The following is a 23,287-nucleotide window of genomic DNA, read 5'->3' as shown; positions in this document are numbered from 1 at the left end:
TTTGAAACAAATGACGCGGATTCTCATTCAAAAACCCGCGTCACTCCACCCTAATAATCCAAACCAAAGGATGATTTGAGGATCTTTATTTTAAATTCCAATGAACGAAATAACCTGCTTTTCCACCAACTTCTGCATTAATCTTAGCACGAATAGCTTCCGGATCAGCATATTTCGGACAAACACGATCAGCTATAATACTTGGATCATTGTAGCGACGTGCCATACGAATCATAGTAGGATAAATCTTTCCTTCTGCCGGAAACTCAAGCATCATTTCATCAAGAATCGCTTCATCATTAGCTCTAGCATCTCCACGTGTAAACTCACGATTACCCAAGTTAAATGCCCCACGAATACCCAGGTCCGGATAACGACGAGTACCTAACGTACTAGCTCCGGTCCAGTCATCTGTAAAACCATCCCATGTCACTCCACCATTCGGAAAACTTCCATTCACTCCCTGATTAATCAATGCCGATGCTTCCGTTACACGTCCCAAATTATTGAGAGCCTCCGCCAACATGAAATACAGCTCACTGCCACGATAAATATAAATATGCACATCATCTTGATAAGCATAGGTACGCGCTGTGCTATTTGACGGACGATACTTTTGGATAACATAATTACCACTTTTATCTTTCGCAAAATAATAAGTAGAACGCTTATCCAAAGTAGCACCTCCAAGCGGATTAAAATCCGGATCAGTATAACGATCCATTCCTACCTGTGACGGAGCCAACAGATACTCATTGGGTGATTCTGTCCCAAAATGTTTCAACAAACTATTAGTCTGGTTTCCTTGATAATTATAGATAATAGCAGAAACAGTCTCTTGTGGTTGAGGATTAGTATTATCCCAAATCTTACTATATGTACCTGTCAACTTCACATTATGCATATACTGTGTTGCATCATTCACCGTACTGGCAAACTTTGCATTCATTGTATTCAAAATAACATTCACTGTTTTCTGGTAGTCACCATGCCACAAACATAACTCTCCATATAATGCAAAGAATTCTGGTGTCATATAGTCCCAATAACGATATGTACTTTCTGCTGTTTCCGTATCAGGATCAAGCCATTCTTTCCATGACATTGTATTCGTGCCATCTATTCCATCAAACCCTTTAGTTAATAAATCAAGGCAGCCTTCCACTATCTCATCCAAATTTTTCACAGGAAAGTCATTCAAATCTTTCATCTCACGAATCGGATCATTAAACCAGACAGCCTCTCCATAAATCTTACCTAATGTAAGATATATCCACGCTTTCACACGAAGTGTACAACTAACCAAAGCTTTATAATGATCCAGATTAATAGCTGCCGGATTTTCTGTTTTATAATCATACAACTTTGACAAGTAGTCATTGCATGCTATAATTACATCGTAATAAGCAGCCGGATCGGCATACGAATTTCCTGCCAGGTCTGTATCATAATTGTAGATACTATACAACTCACTGGGAGCGTTCTTAGTTGGTTCCAACAATTCACCACGTGTATCTGTCAAATAGATCACTTTATCTCCAATGGCTTGTACTTTGGTCATAATACCTATATACCCCGAATACATCTCACTTTCTTCGGTGATGTATCCGTCATGATCTAATACATTCTTCGTCTCGACATTGAAGAAATCGTTGCATGCGCCTAAGAAGAATGTCATGCTTAGTAACACATATTTCAATATATTCTTTTTCATCATCCTTAAAAGTTCAAATTAACACCAAATTTAATTGATTTAGGCTGCATCATTTTTGCATAGTCGAATCCTTGCATAGCATCACTATAAGAATAAGAGAATTCAGGATCCAACCCTAAATATTTTGTAGCTGTCAACAGATTTTCACCTGTTACATACAATGTACCGGAACGGAAGAAATTCAGGAATTTCTTGTCAAAACTATAACTAAGTGTAACATTCTTCATGCGCAAGAAAGAAGCATCTTCTATCCAACGGTCCGAAAAATCATTGTTACCCATCGGATCGTTCCATTGAGCACGAGGAATATTAGTTTGTTGTCCTTCCAACGACCAGCGGTTTACAACTGCCGCACTTTGATTGCCAAAAGTAGAAAGTGATTCCAAACTACGTCTCACACCATTATAAGCCTGATTCCCCTTTGAATAAGAGAATTCTGCAGACAATGCAAAAGATTTATAACTGATTCGTGTAAAAAAGCCACCGAAATACTTCGGTGCGGCACTGCCTAAAGAGACACGATCTTTACTATCGATACGCCCATCACCGTTCTGATCTACAAAATGGATGTCTCCTGCCTGATAAGCCTGTCCTTTTTGATTGACCAGATTAGCAGCATCTGCTTCAGCCTGTGTAGAGAATACCCCAAGCGTCTGATAACCATAGAACTGATAAGGAGACTCTCCTACACGGGAAACCAACTGCGCACCATCACTATAGCTATTAATCAATTGTGATGTGTTTCCTAATGACTTCACCTCCGATTCATTGCGGGCAATATTACCACCTATAATCCATTCGAAATCACGTGTACGAACCAAAGAAGCTTGCACTGCCAGTTCTACACCTCTATTTTTTATTTCTCCACAATTTGCATAATAGTTTAGAGAACCAAGTGCCGATGTATGAGGTACTGCAAAAATGACATCTTTGGACAGATTATTATAATAATCCAATGTCACTTCCAAACGGTTACGCAACAGACTCATATCCAATCCTAGATTGAATTGTATGTTCTTCTCCGGTTTCAAAGTGGTGTTTGATATATTGGCACGAACAATACCGGAAGTAGTCATATAAGGTAAACTTGTATAATAATATTTTCCAAGATTGGAAGAAAAACGGCTATTACCGGACAAGCCATATTCCGCACGCAAGTTTAAGCGATTTACTAATGTAGAGTTAGTCAATGGTAACCAACCTTTTCCGAGCAAAGTCACACCACCGGAAGGATATATATAAAAGTGATTTCCATAAGTACCGGCAGAGGACGCACCATCAGCCGCCACATTCAAAGAAGCTGCTACCATATCACGATAGGTATAATCTGCATGAGCATAAAAATTCGCCCAGTTCCATTTTTCCTGATAACCGTAAAAGTAGCGTCCGATTGTTTTTGTATCTCCCAATGTTTGATAAAAATCATTCGGAGTATTACGGCCTGCACCACCTTCATACTTATTTTGAGTTATCAACATTTGAGCACCTGCAAGAATATTCAAATGGTGGATACCTTGAAAAAGTCTCTGATAACGTACATTACCATTTGCGAAAATGTTCAAAGTTTCACCTACACCTTCCTTCACGGTATTTTCTGCATTACCATACTGATCGACAATCGGCAAAATACTTTTATCTGATAGTCCGGGAATAAATAGGTGTTCTTTATTATAATTATAAAACATTCCGAATGTACCATTGAACGATAAGCCATTGAAAGGTTTATAAACCAATCCAAGTCTGAAATTTACATCATACTGTCGGTTACGACCATCAAGGGTATTGACGATAGCCAAAGGATTACTGACTGCAAAATCCATATTCGTTGAATTGCCATAGTAATAAGTAGAGTAAGTATCCAAAATATTACCATCATTATCTTTCTTATAAGGACTTAACAACGGAGCACGTGAATAAGCTGCTAAGATCGGATTGCTAACATTATCCATTCCCTGTTGCTGATAATTGCCTGTCAGATAAGCTAAACCGACTGTCGCTGTCATCTCCACCCATTTACTAATCAAAACATTTGTATTCAATTGTGTATGATAACGCTGGCTTTTAGTGTAATCCATCAGTCCATTTTCCATCGCATATCCCAATGAAAGGTCATATTTGGCAATAGCATCACCACCTTCTACACGAAACAGGTTGTCTGTTACAAAACCATTTTTATAAATTTCATCTTGCCAATCTGTGGTATTGTTATACAAGTAATTGTATTTACTATTGGGATCACTCAAAAAAGGAAATTCCGAGAAAAATCCTTCCATATTACCGAAATAAGTCATACCAATATCCGAAAGGTAAGATTTGTAATCATTACCTGTAAGTAATGGCATACGTTTATTATTCCAATTCACCCCATACTGCCCATAAAAGCTGACTCGCGTATCCAAATTATCGGAAGTTGCACCATCTGTTTCAATTAGAATAACACCATTCGACCCCATCGAACCATACATAGAAGCCTCCGCTCCTTTCAGTACAGTGATATTTTGAATATCTTGAATATTATATGCCTGAAATATATCTCTCGAAAATCCATTTATCAATTGTGATTCACGAGAATCAGGTAAATAGGGGACACCATTAATTACCACAAGCGGAGCGTTTGAACCTACAAAAGAACGAATACCACGCAGGTTCATATAACTTCCCTCACCTGGCATACCACCTGCACGGGTTGTCTTCAAGCCTGCTACCTGTCCTGCCAAAGCCCGATCTATCTTCATACTTCCCTGCGTGAAATCTTTTTTATTGATATTCACCGCAGAAGTCAGTTCCGGACGGGAACTTTCGATTCTCATTGGTAATATAGCCGATTCATTATATTTATATGTGCTCTCCGGCATCATCAGAATAACCACTTGTGAATTATCATCTACCAAGCGAGTTTCCGGATAATAACCAGCTGCCCACACTGAAATTTGAGTCGTATTCTCTTTCAACTCCATTTTGAAAGTTCCATCAACTCCGGTTTTCGCATCTTTACTTCCTACAGCCGAAATGATAGCCCCTTCAATCGGTTTATTCAGCGGTGAAAGTATTTTACCGCTAATTTTACGTCCTTGCGCATATACACTGGCAACCGACAGTAATAACAGCAAAGTTGTAAATATGATTTTTATTGTCTTCATATTGATTCCTTATCAAAATTAATAACAGTTCTTTGTTGGTTTCAGACACCAGTGGTGGAAGCAACATTTGCTTGCGTTTATTCCATGGAATTTAATAACCACATTTACCGGTTCCGTACCTTCAATGGTAATTACACCGACTTTTCCTCCATCACGATCATAATTAGTTTTCTTTTTATCTGTCGCTTTATTAGTGTCATATCCTTCAGGATAACCCTGTCCGCCACGGTCGTAATGAAAATCAGTCTTTGTCAGTTGAGAGGCTGTAACTGTTCCTACATACTCTCCATTAAAAGAAACTTCCACGTCATGTCCCATTTTTTGCTCAAATCCCAAACACAAATCATATTCACCAGGAGGTATCGTATATGGAGTAGCTACCTTGTTAGTTTCATCATAACTGAAAGCAGTAAAGTTTAACGTATACTCTTTAATTGTAGCATCTGTTGTTTTAAAGCGTACAACGCGATTGATTATATTAGGGAAAACTCCAGGCCAACCAGACCATGCCGTCACTTTCGTTTCCATTTTATCAAAAGTTAGATTTTCATTTTCAAAATAAAGAGCCTTTTCTTCTTCTGACAGGTATTCATACCATCTCATAAAATCTTTGACACGATAAATCAATACATTGGTAGGAATCTTCAGTTCTTTCACATAATATGCAACACCATTACTAAGAGAAACAGGATTCTCCAAATCAACCCGTTGTACAGTTGTTCTCCATTGTTTACTAAAAATAGAATTCAAATCTATATTATCTTCAAAATCCGATTTAGAAAGCTTTTTATTAAAAAACATTGATTGGAAAGTCCAATTTCTCAGAATAGAGTCTTCTCGTTGCATTCCCCATTCTTGCAAATTTTGACGAGCTATAGTCAATGCCTGATTAACAACATCATTGGAAGGAATTAAAACAGTTGCTGATAATGACTCCGACATCAGATTAAAGTCTTTAGCCTCAAAATAAGGATTAGTAACTATAAATACAGAATCATAGACATTACTTCCGGTCTCATCAACACCTATAATTTTACTAGCTTCTTTATCAAATGTTAGTTGATTACGTTCCATTATCATCTCCCTAAAAATTGAATAATCATCTCCTAATCCTTCAATTAACTCATATAATGATTTGGGAGTTTCCACGTAATCTTCCATTTCGTACACATATCCATTATTCACCTTCGTTATCTTTTTCACAGCTATGCCATTGAAGGAGATGTAAGCAGATGCATCTTCATTTTCAACTTTCGATACATTAACATATTTTCCATTCCACATCAATACACGTTGTCCGTCAGAAAGATTAGACGGAGAAAGAGAGATATCCGAAATGTGTGATTTAGCCAAAAAAGTTCTATCATCTGTAGCAACTGCACGAGATAATGCATTCTCGTCACTAACCACTAAAATAGTGAACAACAAATTCTTCTCAACCATTTCATCCAGCACTCCTGTTTCACTGAACAATTGGTACATGGAACTCAATTCCGGTTGCGACTGTAAATAATCAACAGCCGACTTGTTGACTACTGCAATATTTACATTATTCACTACCTGTTCTTCCTGGGAATAATGAGAATCCCAGTCATCATTACATGCATATATACCACTTATCAGCAATATAGATGACAATATATATTTTATAGTTTTCATAAGTATGTGTTTATTCATCTTCAATTATCGGTTCGAAAGTCATATAATCTAATTGGATACGGAACTTGCTATGAGTAGAAGCAGCCGGATCGGCAACCAACATCTTCATAGAATGAACCTTCGTCTTTGAGAATTCAATCTCATCATAAATAACTACATCATAACGTCCTAATTCATTGGCTGTAATACTCGCATAAATAGGAACTTCGACATCTGTATCGGTGTCATCATCAAATGTAAACTTAATTTTACCTCCATTACTTCCACTAGTCATTGTACGCATAAAATCCATTGATTTTGCATAAGTAACTTTCAACGTCACTTTATATTTGCCAGCTATCAGAATTGGTGTTTTCATGATGACGGAACCATTATATCCCAAATTCAAATAGATATGATCTTTATTTTTACAATTGATCCAGTCCGAGCCTGTTGTCTTCGGAGTTGCATAGCCCACGCGATAATATCCGCCGTTTAGACCATCTAGAGATGTAGAAGTGCTCCTGGCATCTACGGTGTAACAAGAGAGCGAAGAAACATCCGACTGGTGCTCTTTTTCATCTGCCGTCTGATACTTTTGGTCCGGATCACCATAACCACCATTCACCCAAGAAGCTACCTCCTCATAATCAGCAAAGTCCCATTCTACGCACACCGGAATCTCGGATTCCCACAAAGGCAACCAGCTATCTATTTCATGTAAAATACCATTTTTAGCCTGTACATCGGAACCGTCTTCAACAAACATCGCTTTCACCGATTGACCATCAATTTCTCCTTTATAATTAAAATACAACTTATTGCCACTCTGCATAGATGCTTCCAATACTGCATCTGCTTTGGTAGTCCACAATCGTGTAGTTGCACCTCCACTAAAATTGTTGAAATCAAAAACAGAATAACTTCCACCAATCACATGATATGCCACATAGCGAAATAATTCGTTTGCTTTATCTTTATAGTCTGTTCCTATTGCACCTACTTTAGCAGCCAGATCAGCAACAGAAGTAACTCCTTCAGAACGATAGGTATCATCTGATACAGCCAGCAACGTATAATTCCGTTTTTGCTGAATAACCGTATTATCTTCCTGCCTTATTTCATCGTAAATAGTACTCAAACTATCTTTCCAACTTGTTTGTTCCAAAGCATCAATAAAAATGGAGTATTTATTACTACTTTCACTGATACGTTCATATAGGCTTTCCACCAAAGGAGACATCACATCATTCAGTACATACACATATCCATTAGACACTTGGATAGCCAGTTCCTTTACATGTGCTTCTTTATTCACATAAATTGAATTAAATCCTCCAGCCTCCGAACTTTCATCAAAAGAGACGGAAAGATAATCATCCGAAAGAGTTTTAGCTTCCAGTTTACCTCCTTGAACAAAAGTATTCAGATTGATAGAATCATTCACGATATGATATTCAGCAAGACTACGGGCATAGTCTTTTCCCAATTCCTGAATAGAAGATACATTCTTTTTAGTATAGAAACTGCGCACAGCTTCATTTGTAGGAACCAATACCGTAAAATAAGACGAAGCCTGATTCACGGCATTAAACAAATCTGCATACTTCAATACGGTGATCCACTCGGAAAATTCATCAGAACGAGTTTCCAGATAAGACGATACCGGATTCATATCATAAACCTGATAAGTAGAGTCTTCATAGGGATCGTTGCATGCACTGAATAATGCAACCAATAATAATAAATATATATTTCCTAAAGTCTTCATAAATGGCTGTTTATTAATTATTACCTGTTATTCCATAATATGGATTCTGTACCAATAAGGTGTTATTTTCAATTTCATCCGCATGAATTGGTAAATACCATGCATACTCATTCTGAAGAACTGAACGTATCCAACTAGCATTCGCTGTTGTATTGTATTGCTGAACCAAAGCAATAAAAGCTGATTTATGAGCATAGTTCTTACTTTTGGCATAACGTATCATGTCATACCAACGCTTACCTTCAGCCGCCAATTCAATATTACGTTCCGGCAATAAATAGTTTTCCATCATTGAGCTTTCATCCTCCTCATCTAAAGCTATAGTTTTTTCAGGCAAGTTAGCACGAGTACGGATCTGATTTATAATATCAACAGCCTCCTGCCAATTTTCCTTTCCTTTCCAAATTAATGCTTCCGCCTTCATCAACATGACATCTGCCATTCTGTAAATTATCCAGTTAGCATCATCTTTTAAACGCATTGCTTCCAGGTTCGTCGGATCAGTATCACCCATCTTATATTTCCATATACAATGAACAGTGTTCTCTCCATCAGTAAATGCTATAAAAGCGCCATACCAACTGCGAACTGCATCCTTTCCCGCTAATACTTCCGCATAATCATTTTCCAAATCTTCACCCATTTTAGTAGAATATTGATAATTGGGGCTTGTACCAGTCTTATACATAGCACTTGGTCCTCCTGTCTGGCTATAAGTATTGCCATCCCAGTTCACTTCAAAAATAGATTCATTACTATTCCCCGGATTAAAAATTGTATACCAATTCTCCGGAATTGTAATAAATGCCGGGCGACGTGATGCAGTAGCGTTGATTAATAGATCTGCATACTTAATACAAGTATCATAATCCTCGGTCCACAAGGATACTTCTGACATTAATGCATACAAAGCCCATTTAGTAACCCGGCCTTTGGAAGCATTCCAATTATCATTATCATAAAATTCCTTCGCACCTCCAGAATCAAGAGCTGTTTGCACATCCGCCTTAATTTGCTTCAAGATTTCTTCTTCTGAAGATTTGGCAATAGAAAACGGAGTAGAGTCATCTTCATAAGGAGTTGTTACCAAAGGCACTTCCTTAAAATTACGTACCAAGTAGAAATACATTAATGCTCTCATAAAATAAGCTTCGGAAAGATGTGCATTCATTGCGCCTTCTGTATAGGTGTCATCTATTTCACGCACTCCCGGAGCATGAGCGATAACCACATTTGCCATGTTGATCACTTGATACATGTTCTCCCATTTACAAATAGCTTCTGTTCCATCCAACTGGAAATTCTGCAACTTCATCCCATCCTTATCACCTGTCAAGGTACAAATAGAGGCCCCTCGCAGTTCTCCCCATTTCAGCAATGACTGGCAGGAGGAACGCATATAATAATAACCGGAAGCAATGACCGCTTCTACATCTTCTTTCGATTTCCAGTAAGCGTCAGTCACTTGTTCATTTTTGGGAAGCAAGTTCAACCAATCGCTGCAACTACTGTTTAGCAGCAGGCTACCTGCCATTATCCCTATATAAATCAGTTTCTTCATGTCTGTAAATGTATTAGAAATTCAAATTTAAACCACAAGAAAAACGGCGAGAGCAAGGTGTATTTGCACTATCTTTCGACAGTTTAGAAGCCGAAGTAGGAAGAGACGCTTCCGGATCCTGTCCTGTGTAACCAGTCCAAGTTAACAAGTCATAACCAGTAACAAAGAAATTAAGCGTATTGATACCTAAATAATTGCACACCTTTTTAGGCAAGGAATAGCTCAACGACAAAGTCTTTAAACGAACATAAGAAGCATCTTCTACAAAACGGTCTGACCCTAAATAGTTATATCCCTCATTATATAAAGCACGTGGAATATCCGTATTATCTCCTTCATTTCTCCAACGCCGCAAAACCGCTTTACTTTGGTTATTGGCATTATACATAGATTCATTATCCATACGAGTCGCATTAATAATTTTCTGTCCAAAACGACCATAGAATAATGCATTCAAACTTAGACGCTTATATTTAACGGTAAAGCCAAAACCACCAGTAAGAATCGGATTACAGTTGCCCAGATAAACAATATCATATTCATTTATCACACCATCATGATTAATATCTTCATAAATAGCATCACCCGGACATACCTGCTTAGCACCATTCTTCATAACAATTGGCTTACCGCTTACATCATTCATGACATTCCCCTCTTTATCCCGTGCATAAGTAGCCTCCTGATTCTGATAGACTCCTTTGTAGCGATAACCATAGAAGGAACCGAACGGACGTCCCTCTTCTATACGAATAGCATACTCACCATTTTTAAAGGTGTAAGGTTCCGGATTCATTGTTTCAGGCAGTTCGGTAATTTCGTTAGTGTTACGGCTCAAGTTAACATAAGCACTAACACGCCAATCTTTCTTTTCATACAATACACCATCGATACGGGCCTCCCATCCTTTATTCTCCATTCTTCCAGAGTTGTACCATTTATTCTTAGAGAATCCTGTAGTAGTCGGCATTTTCGGTTCTTTCTGCAGCAAGTCTTTAATATATTTATTATACCACTCAAAAGTCAGTCTTAACTTGCCATGGAAAAAGCTAAAATCACCGCCCAGATTATATTCTGTTGAAGTTTCCCATTTCAAATTATTCAACTGCATTCTGCTAGGATAAATAGCAGACATATCCATATATTCTCCTCGTGAAGTATAAGCTCCATAATAAGCAGCCGTTCCTTTCGGAGCATTACCACTTTGTCCGATACTGAAACGAAGTTTGATTTCATCCATCCAGTCTTCTGTATTTTTCATGAATGGTTCATTTTGCATATTCCAAGAGATTCCCACAGTAGGAAAGATACCCAAACGTTCTGACTTACCCATTGCAGAATTAGCATCCATCGTTGCAGAGGTATGAAATACATAACGGTCCAATAAAGTATAGTTAATCAAACCGGTTCCGGAAATACTGCGCGCTTCTGACTCCCCTGAACCCAGACTATAAACAGAACTACCTGTAATCGGATCTGCAAGACCAGAAGAAGCATTACCATAAGACGTACTTGTAGTACTGGAACTAGTAGCTTGTGTAGTACGGAATACAGCAGTTGCAATCAAATTATGTTTATCCTTCCAGTTTTTATTGAATATCAATTTATTTTCTGTTTGCAACGTTAAACTCTCTGAAGAAGCAGCAGTACTTTGGTTGGCATATTGACTTGTCCAAGCCACTCCCGTAGCAACTTGAGGAAGGAATTTGTCTGTTGTAGTAGTTGACATCTTAAGAGAAGCATAAGCCGAATATGTCAAACACGGAAGTATTTTATAATCAATGCGGAAATTAGCACGACTATCACGCGACATGGTGTTTTTATAACTTTCGTTTGCCATAGCTACCGGATTAAAATGGGATGCAGACTTGTTATCAGCCTTAAATTCACCCTCCCAATCCTTCGTCTGATAAGAAAAATACTGTGAAGAACGGTTTCCATCTTCATCCATATAATAAGGAGATTTATTCGGCATCTTTTTAAACGCTTCCGAACGTACATTGCTATCTTTTGGTGCCCAATTGTCATCCTTATCAGACTGTGTAAAGTAGAAATCTGCTCCGAATCTCAACTTATCCGAGAAATTATAGTCTACACGCAAAGATGAGTTGAAACGTTTCAGCCCTGTACCGATGGTTGTACCTCCTTCACTTAAATATCCCAGTGACAGACGATAAGTGGCCTTTTCACCACCACCGCTCATAGAAAATGTATTGTCTGTAGTAAATGCATTCTGACGTACCTCGTCCAACCAGTTCGTATCTACATTATATTCATTGAAATAGTTCCAATTGGGCGAGTAGTTGATTTCAGGTGTATCATACAAATACTTTAAATAAGTATCTGCATTCAAACCTGTATAATTAGCACTATTCCACAAAGCCTCCTGCACCATAGCAATGTACTCCGATCCATTTAACATTGGAATACTATTCGGTTCAAATTTTGCTGTGAACTTAGAAGAAAAATTAAATGTAGTCTTGCCAGTCTTACCTTTTTTAGTCGTAATTGACAACACACCGTTAGCACCTTTCGTTCCCCAAATAGCCGTAGCAGCCGCATCTTTCAAAACTTCTACCGATTCTATATCAGTAGGAGCAATATTCAATAAAGCACCTAAATCTTCTTCATTGGCAGTAGAAAAATCAAAGTCGTCATCTAACTCTTGTGTATAGGGAACCCCGTCAATCACAATTAATGGTTCGACAGAGCCATTCAGTGTACTGGTACCACGAATACGGATAGAACTCCGTGCTCCCGGGTCAGCACTCAATGCAATATCTACACCACTCAACTGCCCCTGTAAAGCTTCTTCTACCGTAGCTATCGGAGCAGTAGCAATCAAATCTTCCATCATCACTTTCTGGGTCGCAGATACATTCTCTTTATGTCCGATACCCATATTATTACGTTCGATACGTTTAGCAGTGATAGCAACCTCATCCAACGTTTCCACATTGGATTCCAGTTTTACATTCAATACCTTCTGACCAGTATATTTGATTCGTTTCGTTTTCATACCAATGTATGAATATACCAATGTCAGATTGTTTTCTTGTGCAGGAATTTGTAAACGGTAGTCACCATCCAAATTGGTCACCGCACCTCCTACAGAACGGTTTTGAGCGTTCACAATATTCACATTCGCACCTACTATCGGTTCGATCTGATTTCCCAGCATTTCGGTCACCTTACCGGACACGACTTGTACCTGTGCGGCTACTTCCCCTGTCCCCAGAACAAGTATCGCTATCAGCATGTATTTTACTAATTTCATATTCATATTAAATTCGGTTATATCAAAGGACTGTATCAATCAACTGAAAACATCCGTCGTCAAACGCAAACGGGAAGAAATTATAATCAGATATCACGTTTGCCACTTTTCCATCTACCATTATGCTTAATGAACTTCCGGAATCTGTATACGTCAAAGACTTTCCACTAGCAGTAACATATGTAGAACTCTTCATAGCCGACCCCGGATAAGGATAAGAAATAAGTGCATTTTCCCTATCACGTATAAAATATGAAAGCAGGTATTGACGAAGTTTCGAACTACTAGTTACCGCTCCGGTCGCATCCATGCCCGGAATTTGCCCTGCAGCTATTGCTGTACTAATGGCTTCATTTGTCGGAATAAAACCTATAACATGAGAAGCTCCTGCTAGTCCGAATATATAGTTGCTAGACATTACCATATCAGCTTTCTGCAACAGTTGTGCAAACTGATAGTAAACATAACGATTATCATTACAAACGCTTAATTTATGTTGTAACCCATCACCTTCTTGCGCTTGAAACAAAGCTGTTCCACTATACATATAAGTTCTTCCATTATTCCAGTTGTCATTGCCGTTCTTTACTTCTGTAAATTCAGAGAAAGGTTCCACATTATTATCCGGTTCCAAAATTTGATTATAAGCTGCACTACTTGTTATCTTCCCGTCCTTCACATACCAATAATTAAAACCGGTTTGTGTAGCTAGAACCTGTGTCCCATTTGTTTTCAGTCCGTCTACACCTGTAGCCGTATGTATGTTTACAATAGTTCTCATTACAGAAGAAGAAACATCTACCAATCCATCCTCGGTTTCTTGTTGTAACCTACTTCCATCCGCATAAGTTCTCAAGTAAATATCTTCTGACTCTATTTGTTCATTAGTAGGTACTAACAAGACATACTTCGTATCTTGTGAAGAATAGGCAGTTATCAGTCCAGTCCCATCCAACATATAAAGATAATAATTACAATCTTTGTTACGGAAAGCCGGTCCGACTACAGAAGCAAACAAAATAGGTGTATCAATTGTATTTAATCCATAAAAGACACCATTGACACACATTGATTTATCAGTCACCTTAGAAGGATCGAAGTTAAAGATCATGTCATACATATTCTTAACTTTTCCACTCGTAATTTCATCAGGGAATGCAATTCCATCTTTATAAATAAATTGATTCAACATATATTTCATTGCTAAATCATCTACATCATCCAAAGATTCATATCCACCCTTTTCCCAATAATTATCAAAGAAATTATTCATTGCCACATCTGACGGTGCAAATACACTATATGCTTTTGAGGCATTATTGGCTACATCCGAATATTTCGTTGAATACCATTCCACTGCTATAGCAGGCAAAGAAGTACCATGTGTATGAATAAAAAGTGAATCGGCCCCCAAGGCTGCTCCAAAATCTTTAGATAAGGTAGCGTCATACGTATAAGTGGTATTTTCATTATATAAGTTGAAAAAAATCGAATAATTTTCATTTGATTCCAACTGGGTATAAATGGTTTCCAAAGGTTCAATTACCTGATCAACAATATATACATAACCATTATCTGCCAAAATTTCATATTCACTAACAGCAGCATTGGAAACATTGAATCCCCCTGTCCCTTTCCATGTGGAATTAGGATAAAAATAGGTATAATTAGATGCTGCATCCAACTTTTTGGTATCCCAAAAACGGTAAGAGAAAACCGGAATAAAACGGTCCAGATGATATACCATACGTCGTTTACCCGTAGAAGCCTCTACTTCCATAGTAGGAACATTACTACTACGTGTACGAAACTTATAATACAGACCCGCATTTTTATTCATTTCCTCATCAGTTATTAAATCACCTTCCGGACGAAAATTCACCAACTTATTTTTATTGTAAGAATAATAAAGCAGATGAAAACCAATCACTTTTTTCAATTCATCCAAATTTATTTCACTGATGTCGGAATAGCCGTGCTTCTCCAAATAGGCCGAAAAAGCCGTATCATCCGGAGCCATCACAGTCAGGATACTTTTTCCCTCCATAATAGGCTTAAAACCTGCCAACTCTACTGCCTGCAAAAATAGCGAGTAGTTCCCTCTATCTTCCAGAACTTCCCAAGCACTACCTTTCAACCATTCAGGTTCTTCATAATGTTCATCTATCTTATCTGTACATGAGGAGATAAAGAAAGGCATGAACAGTATACAAAGTAGTACTGTTGTAAATGTCATGTTTTTCATATTACACAAATTGATTATTGTTTATTCTTATTAAGTTCATACTCATATTCATCAGGATATTCCAACGAAAGGGCATAATTTTCTATATTCAAATAGCCATTTTTAGCCTCTTTTACCGCATCTGTCGGATCATATTTGTCCAATCCCCATGCATCTTCGAAAGCATCTGGCATCCCATCATTATCTGAATCCAGAGGTTTCTGTGCAGCATTTATCGTACCAGGACCTCCCAACGGAAATTGTTCTGTTTTACGTTCATCTTGAATAATCGTTCCTTTTCCTCCCAACGAAGTAAGTTCATCTATCAAGTATTTATCTACTTCATCACGTACCGGAAGATAAGCACCCACTTTTTCAACTACCCATTCATAAGCTTCCTGTGCACTTTTCTGACTGCGTATAATTGGATGTAGATCTGAACGAGCCTCAAGAAGTGTAGGAGAGCCACTACAATATTGTGACCAATTCACTTCTGTTATCTCTATTCCATTCAATGCTCCATCCTTGTCATAGTCATAATAGTTACCTTTACAATAACTTCTAAAATCACTGTTACCACCAGTAAATGGTCTTGCAGGATTCATTGGTACCTGTTGCGCCTCATATACTTTAGGTGCAATTTCCACATTCTGCCAATTATTACAGGGACCAACTATAAAATAGTTATTTTCAATAGTTGTTTCCGATTTACCTGAAGAATCACCACCCATATTATAAGCAGCTCCACTTCCCCAATTGTACACAACGTTGTTAACAAACTGGTTTAATCCTTTAACTTTCGGATTTCGAGTTTTATTGTCAATATATAAATTGCGGAAGATTGTACACCCATTCGATATATCAGTTTGCATTAAGCCACCACACGAGTGATTCTGCAAACCCTGCCCGATTATAGAATTTTGTATTGTTATATTCTTTGGGGCAGTTCCTTTACCATCAGGATTGATAGAAAAACATTCATCTTTTCCCCAAGTCATAGAGCAATGGTCGAATATCATATTTGCTCCATTAGCTATTCCGCAAGCATCCAGTTCCGAAGGATATGCAGCTCCCATACGTATACGCAAGTAACGAACAATCAAGTTCTGTGCACCTGAAGCAGAAACACGTCCATTATAAAGAACAATCCCATCACCTGGAGCAGTATGTCCTAAAATTGTCTGATTACTTTTCAAAACAATAGGATTGCTACTCAATTTTATAACACCAGATACATCAAAGACAATAATGCGCCAAGGTTTGCTTACTGCATCACGAAAAGATCCAGGACCCGCATCATTCAAATTAGTCACATGATAAATTTCCCGTCCCTCACCTGCACGAGCACCTGTTACATTTTTCCCATATCCTTCCGCACCAGGAAAAGCAAGTACTCCATCATCAAAAACCGGGAAATTAAGCCCCTGATCCGAACCTCCCCCTTGATCACCAAAATCCCCATTTTGCGCTTGATCTGTTGGCAAATTGGGACTCAAATCACTTCTAGCATCCTTATCAACACATGCAAACAAAGTAGTAATGGAAAGACAGGAAACTGCCAATATTCCTACTTTTGCTTTTAATAATGTAATGTTTTTCATATATAATTAAATTAAATAATTAAACTATTTGTAGATATATTTATTTAAATACGTATAAAATCTCGTTATTTCACAATTTTTATTTTCATATTACTTATTCAACTCAATACATCCCATAATGAAAGGTCCTGTTGCTTTAGCGTCATTATCTCTCATTTTCTCTCCTATATAATACTCAAAACTACCGTCACGATAAGGCTTACCACCTAACCCACCCACTTGGCAACATCTTGTCAATGTCAATGTTCCGTCCGAATTTGAGATTAGCAGTTTATTGCACAGCCCCTTAAAGGCTTTTTCTGCAATAGCACGATACTGACTATCAATGTATCCTTTATTCACAGCTTTCATATAGGCATACATACATTGCGCCGTAACAGAAGCTTCCGGGAAATTACCGGTACGTGAAGGTTGGTCAATTACCTGATACCATAAACCATTTTTATCTTGGTATTTTGAAAGAGTTTCTGCTAATTCTTTCGTCCATTTAATCATATCAGCATAGCCTGAATGATCTTGGGGAATATATTCCAAAGCATCTACCAAAGCCATAAACCACCAACCAATACTACGTCCCCAGAAATTAGGAGAATGGCCAGTTTCCGGATTAGCCCAGCGCTGGCTCCGATCCTCATTCCATGCATGATAATAAAGTCCGGTCTTGGTATCGTATGTATGCTGATGGCAGAGAGTGAACTGTTTAACAGCCTCATCAATCCATTCCGGACAATTAAATTCAGCTCCATATCGAGCCATAAAAGGAGAAGCCATATACAATCCATCCAACCACATCTGATAGGGATATATTTTTTTATGCCAAAAACCTCCATCTGTTGTACGAGGTTGCTTTTTCAGCTGATCTATCAAATTCTCGATAGCCAATTTATATTTCTCCTTTTTGGTTTCATTGTACAAATCAAACAGAACTTTTCCGGAGTTGATATAATCCAAATTATAGGTTTCTTTCTTATACAAATAAATATCCCCTTTATCATCTACCAAAGAATCAGCCCATGCCTCTACATAATCAAAGTACCTCTTGTCTCCTGTTTTCTTCCAAACTTGTAACATAGCACAACACCCCACACCTTGCGCATAGCCAAAATACAGGCGTTTTCCATGATCCAACCGCCAAGCTTCCGGGAAACGGCGAATTTCCGAATCGGCAAACAGACGATAATAAGTGTCGGAAGCAAAAGTATCTGTACGGAAAGGGACTGCCGGAAGTCCGGCTTTATTAAACAGATTCACTCTAAAGAAAGCCCCATAACCGTAGCGTACAGCTACAGGTGCAGAAACATAAGTTGAAGAAAGTGTTATCGAACTTCCATCAATCACAGCATCAGCCGGATAAAACCGCGCATCATTGCCGGCAATAAAAAATCCTTTTACCGGTTCATTGCCTGGTGTCTGCAGGCCACCTTCCGCAAATGCAAAATCTAATGTAATTTCTCCCCCATTCACTTTCATTGATTCGTAGAGAGGTCCTGAATAAACAATCTTTTTACCATATTGCTTTGCTAATGCCCAAGCTGCCAGTCGTTCGCCCGGTGCAACTTTATTTCGTGGATGTATGTCGGTAGAATCGGCTGCATCCGTCACTACTGCCATACCAATATTTTCAAGTCCACTTAACCATGTTTTTAATTGTGCTTCACGAATACCTGCCGGTTGTTTGTAATGTGGTGCAATCTGTACAAAATAGAAAGGCATATCCGGTTGGTTCCATTCTTTCCGCCAACTATTTATCAAGTTAGTAAATACTTCTTGATATTTCTCATAGCGAACAGAGTTGGATTCTCCCTGATACCAGATATTTCCTTTGACTGTATACCCTAGTATAGGAGCAATCATACCATTCCACAAAGTAGCCGGAACCTTACACTTATCTTTTTCCCTACTCACCTTTTCCTTCGAATATTGTTTTAAGACATCAGCATACAGCGGATTGTTTTCCATCACTTTCATACTTGTCCAGGATTCAGCATGTGTTCCTCCCCAGGTAGACTGAATTAACCCAACCGGTGTACTCAAGTCTTTATACAATTTACGGCCAAAGACAAATCCTATAGCAGAAAAGTCTTTCAAATTCTCCGGATTACAAACCACCCACTTTCCCACACAATCTTCTTTTTCACCATCAGGTGCCAGTTGATGCTCTACATGAAACAGGCGGATTTCCGGAAAATCAGCATCTTTCATTTCTTCCGCTTCATTCAACATTCCTGTTTTCCATTTCACTTGCGGATTACGGGCTACGGGAAATTCCATATTTGACTGTCCCGTACAAAGCCAGACTTCACCTATTAATATATTATTGATTTGAATCTTATTATCGCCTTTCAACACTACAGACTGTCCGGTAACAGCAGCCGGTGTTTGCATCATCAATTCCCAATGACCACTTTCTGAAGCAGTCACCTTGTATTTCTTATGACTCCATGAAGTCTTTACTAAAATCTTTTCTCCGGGACGTGCTTTTCCCAAAAAACGTACTTTCGCATTTTGCTGAAGTACCATATTATCGGATAAAATAGAGGGAAGTTGTATATCTGCATAAATTTCTAAAGGGAAAAGACAGAACAATAACCACAGACAAAAAATAATTCTACTGAATTTCATTGTATTTTATAGTTTTAGATTCAATATTTTACTGAATAAGTACATGTCAAAGATACCGCATTACATGGTAGAGTTAAAGAAAAGGAATATGGAGAATTCGACTTTCTTATGTAAATTCATATGCGTACAACCCATTACACGCCGATTTTGTACGATTTTACAGGCTATGTACAAATTTCCAGTCTTTCTACTATTCTCTTTTTAAATTCACTTTATTTATCTCAACCTTTCTTATAACCAATGTATCAATAATATTTTCATCTATCTTCACATCTTTTTTAGCCGTAATAATCAAATTGTCAAAACAGAAATTGGATAATTTATATTGTTTTGATTTCTCTACAGCAAAAAAGGACTCACAATCCAGATGAATATTACGCATTGTAATATAGCTGGAATACGAGACCGGCATGTCCTTGCGATCTTTCAAATCATAAAACTGTGTCCAAGGAGCAATAAAGATACAATTGCGGACATTTCCTTTTATGTCTTCAACGAGGATGTACTTATATTGTTGGGGAGTATCCGGACGCATTTTCAACCACAACAGGCGTTTAGCCTGATCCAAATCACAGCGTCGAAGAATTATATTATGATTATATATCGATTCGCTACCGCAAGTCAGCACTCCGTGACAGAATCCGAAAGTACAGTCTTCAATGATAATATCACAATTGCCACCATTATCGGGATCTTGATCAGCCCAGGGCCCTTTGCCGCCTTTTAAGGCAATCGCATCATCGTTAACCGACATATAACATCTCTTAACAAGTACATTTTTACATGCATCAATATCGATTGCATCTGTACTGGGAGCTTTTACAGGAGAAGAAGGTGAAAAGATATGCAAATCCACAAGTTTTACGCTATCACACTTATAAATGTGAGTTGTCCAAAACGGAGAATTAACAAGTCGCACATCTGAAACTTGTACATTATTGCTATGAGATATATGAAGTAGACGAGGACGCAGTTCATCCATATTAGTACATTTAGGGATAACACTACGCCGTAACCAGAATGACTTCCAATATCGTTCACCGTTTCCATCAACTTTTCCTTTTCCGGAAAGGGTGAAACCATCTACCTTATCAACATTAATCAAAGCTGAAAAGTACTTTAGGTTCTGTCCCTCCATCCGTGTTTCTATTACAGGAAAGTTGCTAATATCGTCACTACCTTTCAATACAGCCTTCTCTTCCAGATGCAGGTGTGTTCCCGGCTTAAAGAAAAGCGCACCACTAAGATAAGTACCTTCAGGTATAACAATGACTCCGCCTCCATTATTGGACGCCAAATCTATAACAGCCTGAATTTTCTCTGTCTGTAACAGTGTACTATCATTCACTACTCCATAGTCGGTAATCAAGAAATTCTTTCCTAATCCATTTATATCAGTTTTTTCATTTTTGTAAAACCAATCCGGTATAATTTTACCATCGGGAAATTTTTCCTGACTAAACAGTTGCAGACTGCAACATGTTGCTACTATTAAAAATGCTGACTTTATCATTTTCTATATCTCGTTACTTTTTTTTGCAAAAGTACCGCATGTTTCCATTTGCCCCAAAGCAAAGGATATGGAGATATTGATTTTCTTATGGAGTTCTATGCAAAAGATTCAAATACTACTTATCTATATACAATATTCCATATCTGGAGGCACTTTCATACATACATCGAATTTTACATCAGCTGAAAGATTAATTTTAAAGGGTGCACAATTGTATATATTCTTTGTACATTTCTCCATTTCATACATTCAAAAAAGGAGTAATTTTGCGAGTGAATAAATATAATAAGGTCCAAACCGATGAAACAAATATGAGAAGAATTGCAATTTATCTATTGTGCATATTCATGTTACTGCCTGTTGCAACAATGACAGCACAACCTGGTTATAACTACTCAAAGTTACAACGGGAGAAACTAAACCGCGGCGTAGTTGCCATTCGCGAAAACCCTTCAGAAGTAATCGTTTCGTGGAGGTATCTTTCTTCCGATCCGATACAGACCGGTTTCAATGTGTACAGAGACGGAAAGAAACTGACAGACACTCCCATCACAGTCAGCACCCTGTTCCGTGATAAGAATAACAGTCAGAAAACGGCTGTTTATGAAGTACGTCCTGTTCTAAAAGGCAAGGAGACGCATCACATTGACGGTACATACACACTCCCGGAAAACGCGCCTCTCGGCTATCTGGAAATTCCCCTGCAAAAACCGGCAGACGGAATAACTCCGGCAGGTGATACCTACACGTACAGTCCCAATGATGCTTCCATCGGTGACGTAGACGGTGACGGCGAATACGAAATTATCCTCAAATGGGACCCCAGCAATTCACACGACAATGCACATGAAGGCTATACAGGCGAAGTATACATCGATTGTTACCGAATGAACGGAGAACAGCTATGGCGCATCAACTTGGGTAAAAACATACGTGCAGGAGCTCATTATACTCAATTCATGGTGTATGATCTGGATGGTGACGGCAAAGCGGAAGTAGTGATGCGGACTGCCGACGGAACAATAGACGGCAAAGGGAAAGTAATAGGAGATGCAAATGCAGACTATCGCGAAGAGGGAACTTTCGACCCCAGCAGAAATCAGATAATGAAACAAGGACGTATTCTGAAAGGCAAAGAATACCTGACTGTTTTTTCAGGAGACACCGGTGAAGCCTTACATACCATCGACTATATCCCTGCCCGCGGCAACGTTGCCGACTGGGGAGATGCAAAAGGTAACCGAAGCGACCGCTTCCTGGCTTGTGTAGCCTATCTTGACGGAGTACACCCAAGTGTTGTCATGTGCCGAGGCTACTACACGCGTACTGTTCTGGCCGCCTTCGACTGGAACGGAAAAGAACTGAAGAACCGTTGGGTATTCGACAGCAACCATCCCGGATGCGAGCAGTACGCCGGACAAGGAAACCACAATCTGCGTGTAGGCGATGTAGATGGTGATGGATGCGACGAAATCATTTACGGTTCCTGTGCTATCGATCACAACGGCAAAGGACTTTATTCTACCCGAATGGGACATGGAGACGCCATCCACCTGACACATTTTGACCCTTCACGAAAAGGTCTGCAAGTGTGGGACTGCCACGAAAACAAACGTGACGGCTCCACTTATAGAGATGCTGCAACGGGAGAAGTGTTGTTTCAACTAAAAAGCAATACCGATGTAGGACGTTGTATGGCCGCCGACATTGACCCGACTCATCCGGGTGTGGAAATGTGGTCAGGAGATTCACAAGGAATTCGAAACGTAAAAGGAGAAATCATAGCCCCCAAAATGAGAAATATGCCAACCAATATGGCTGTCTGGTGGGATGGAGACCTATTGCGCGAACTACTGGATAAAAACATGATTATCAAATACGACTGGGAAAATAAAAAGTTTGTTCCACTTGTCAAATTCACAGGAACTCTTTTCAACAATGGTACAAAGTCGAATCCTTGTCTGCAAGGTGATATTGTGGGCGACTGGCGGGAAGAAGTACTCGTACGCTCCGAGGACAACGCTTCTCTCCGGCTATACGTATCGACTATCCCGACCGAATACAGATTCCACACCTTTCTTGAAGAACCGATATACAGAATCAGTATCGCTACCCAAAATGTAGGCTATAACCAGCCAACACAACCCGGATTCTATTTTGGCCCGGACCTTAGAAAGATGAAAGGTACTTTTAGAGGATATCAATTCAAGTAAGTTAATAGACTAT

The 23,287-nt window shown here is 38.7% G+C and carries 11 protein-coding genes; 1 reads left to right on the top strand and 10 read right to left on the bottom strand.

Annotated features, from left to right (window positions below; translation table 11 throughout):
• Positions 1 to 85: 85 nt before the first annotated feature.
• From GD631_RS09640 to GD631_RS09595, 10 genes are all read right to left on the bottom strand, one after another.
• Positions 86 to 1,717, bottom strand: coding sequence for a RagB/SusD family nutrient uptake outer membrane protein (locus GD631_RS09640; protein ID WP_143258024.1), 1,632 nt, complete (start codon positions 1,715 to 1,717; stop codon positions 86 to 88).
• A gap of 2 nt (positions 1,718 to 1,719) precedes the next feature.
• Entirely contained in the window at positions 1,720 to 4,854 is a 3,135-nt protein-coding gene (locus GD631_RS09635; protein WP_143258023.1) for a SusC/RagA family TonB-linked outer membrane protein, read from the bottom strand.
• Positions 4,855 to 4,872: 18 nt separating this feature from the next.
• The gene (locus GD631_RS09630; protein ID WP_143258022.1) at positions 4,873 to 6,531 is read right to left on the bottom strand and encodes a hypothetical protein; all 1,659 of its coding nucleotides are present in this window, start codon (positions 6,529 to 6,531) and stop codon (positions 4,873 to 4,875) included.
• Positions 6,524 to 8,263 (bottom strand): fasciclin domain-containing protein, encoded by a 1,740-nt coding sequence (locus GD631_RS09625; protein ID WP_143258021.1) that lies wholly within the window; start codon positions 8,261 to 8,263, stop codon positions 6,524 to 6,526. Before GD631_RS09625 ends, GD631_RS09630 begins: the two co-directional genes overlap by 8 nt.
• Before the next feature lie 13 nt (positions 8,264 to 8,276).
• On the bottom strand, positions 8,277 to 9,824 hold the full coding sequence (locus GD631_RS09620) for a RagB/SusD family nutrient uptake outer membrane protein (protein WP_143258020.1): 1,548 nt from the start codon (positions 9,822 to 9,824) through the stop codon (positions 8,277 to 8,279).
• A 13-nt stretch (positions 9,825 to 9,837) separates the two neighbouring features.
• Positions 9,838 to 13,107, bottom strand: a complete 3,270-nt coding sequence (locus tag GD631_RS09615) for a SusC/RagA family TonB-linked outer membrane protein (RefSeq protein WP_143258019.1) — start codon at positions 13,105 to 13,107, stop codon at positions 9,838 to 9,840.
• 16 nt (positions 13,108 to 13,123) lie between these two features.
• Positions 13,124 to 15,346 carry a fasciclin domain-containing protein gene (locus GD631_RS09610; protein ID WP_143258018.1) on the bottom strand — a complete coding sequence of 741 codons (2,223 nt, stop codon included), beginning with the start codon at positions 15,344 to 15,346 and terminating at the stop codon, positions 13,124 to 13,126.
• Positions 15,347 to 15,360: 14 nt separating this feature from the next.
• Positions 15,361 to 16,926: a pectate lyase family protein gene (locus tag GD631_RS09605; protein ID WP_143258017.1), complete on the bottom strand. Its 1,566-nt coding sequence runs from the start codon at positions 16,924 to 16,926 to the stop codon at positions 15,361 to 15,363.
• Positions 16,927 to 17,016: 90 nt separating this feature from the next.
• The gene (locus GD631_RS09600; RefSeq protein ID WP_143258016.1) at positions 17,017 to 19,548 is read right to left on the bottom strand and encodes a glycoside hydrolase family 88 protein; all 2,532 of its coding nucleotides are present in this window, start codon (positions 19,546 to 19,548) and stop codon (positions 17,017 to 17,019) included.
• Positions 19,549 to 19,738: 190 nt separating this feature from the next.
• A complete protein-coding gene (locus GD631_RS09595) occupies positions 19,739 to 21,061 on the bottom strand; it encodes a rhamnogalacturonidase (protein WP_143258015.1) in 1,323 nt (440 codons plus the stop codon).
• Positions 21,062 to 21,372: 311 nt separating this feature from the next.
• On the opposite strand from GD631_RS09595, the gene GD631_RS09590 reads away from it, so the two are divergent.
• Positions 21,373 to 23,274 (top strand): rhamnogalacturonan lyase, encoded by a 1,902-nt coding sequence (locus GD631_RS09590; RefSeq protein WP_143258014.1) that lies wholly within the window; start codon positions 21,373 to 21,375, stop codon positions 23,272 to 23,274.
• Positions 23,275 to 23,287 lie beyond the last annotated feature (13 nt).

The sequence above is a fragment of the Bacteroides luhongzhouii genome (genome assembly GCF_009193295.2).
In the GTDB taxonomy this organism is placed as follows: domain Bacteria; phylum Bacteroidota; class Bacteroidia; order Bacteroidales; family Bacteroidaceae; genus Bacteroides; species Bacteroides luhongzhouii.
This window is presented reverse-complemented; position numbering and strand designations above follow the sequence as displayed.

Bases quoted from the DNA above. Each gene is read 5' to 3' on its own strand.
- GD631_RS09640 (WP_143258024.1), bottom strand. From the start codon at position 1,717: ATGATGAAAAAGAATATATTGAAATATGTGTTACTAAGCATGACATTC.
- GD631_RS09635 (WP_143258023.1), bottom strand. From the start codon at position 4,854: ATGAAGACAATAAAAATCATATTTACAACTTTGCTGTTATTACTGTCG.
- GD631_RS09630 (WP_143258022.1), bottom strand. From the start codon at position 6,531: ATGAATAAACACATACTTATGAAAACTATAAAATATATATTGTCATCT.
- GD631_RS09625 (WP_143258021.1), bottom strand. From the start codon at position 8,263: ATGAAGACTTTAGGAAATATATATTTATTATTATTGGTTGCATTATTC.
- GD631_RS09620 (WP_143258020.1), bottom strand. From the start codon at position 9,824: ATGAAGAAACTGATTTATATAGGGATAATGGCAGGTAGCCTGCTGCTA.
- GD631_RS09615 (WP_143258019.1), bottom strand. From the start codon at position 13,107: ATGAATATGAAATTAGTAAAATACATGCTGATAGCGATACTTGTTCTG.
- GD631_RS09610 (WP_143258018.1), bottom strand. From the start codon at position 15,346: ATGAAAAACATGACATTTACAACAGTACTACTTTGTATACTGTTCATG.
- GD631_RS09605 (WP_143258017.1), bottom strand. From the start codon at position 16,926: ATGAAAAACATTACATTATTAAAAGCAAAAGTAGGAATATTGGCAGTT.
- GD631_RS09600 (WP_143258016.1), bottom strand. From the start codon at position 19,548: ATGAAATTCAGTAGAATTATTTTTTGTCTGTGGTTATTGTTCTGTCTT.
- GD631_RS09595 (WP_143258015.1), bottom strand. From the start codon at position 21,061: ATGATAAAGTCAGCATTTTTAATAGTAGCAACATGTTGCAGTCTGCAA.
- GD631_RS09590 (WP_143258014.1), top strand. From the start codon at position 21,373: ATGAGAAGAATTGCAATTTATCTATTGTGCATATTCATGTTACTGCCT.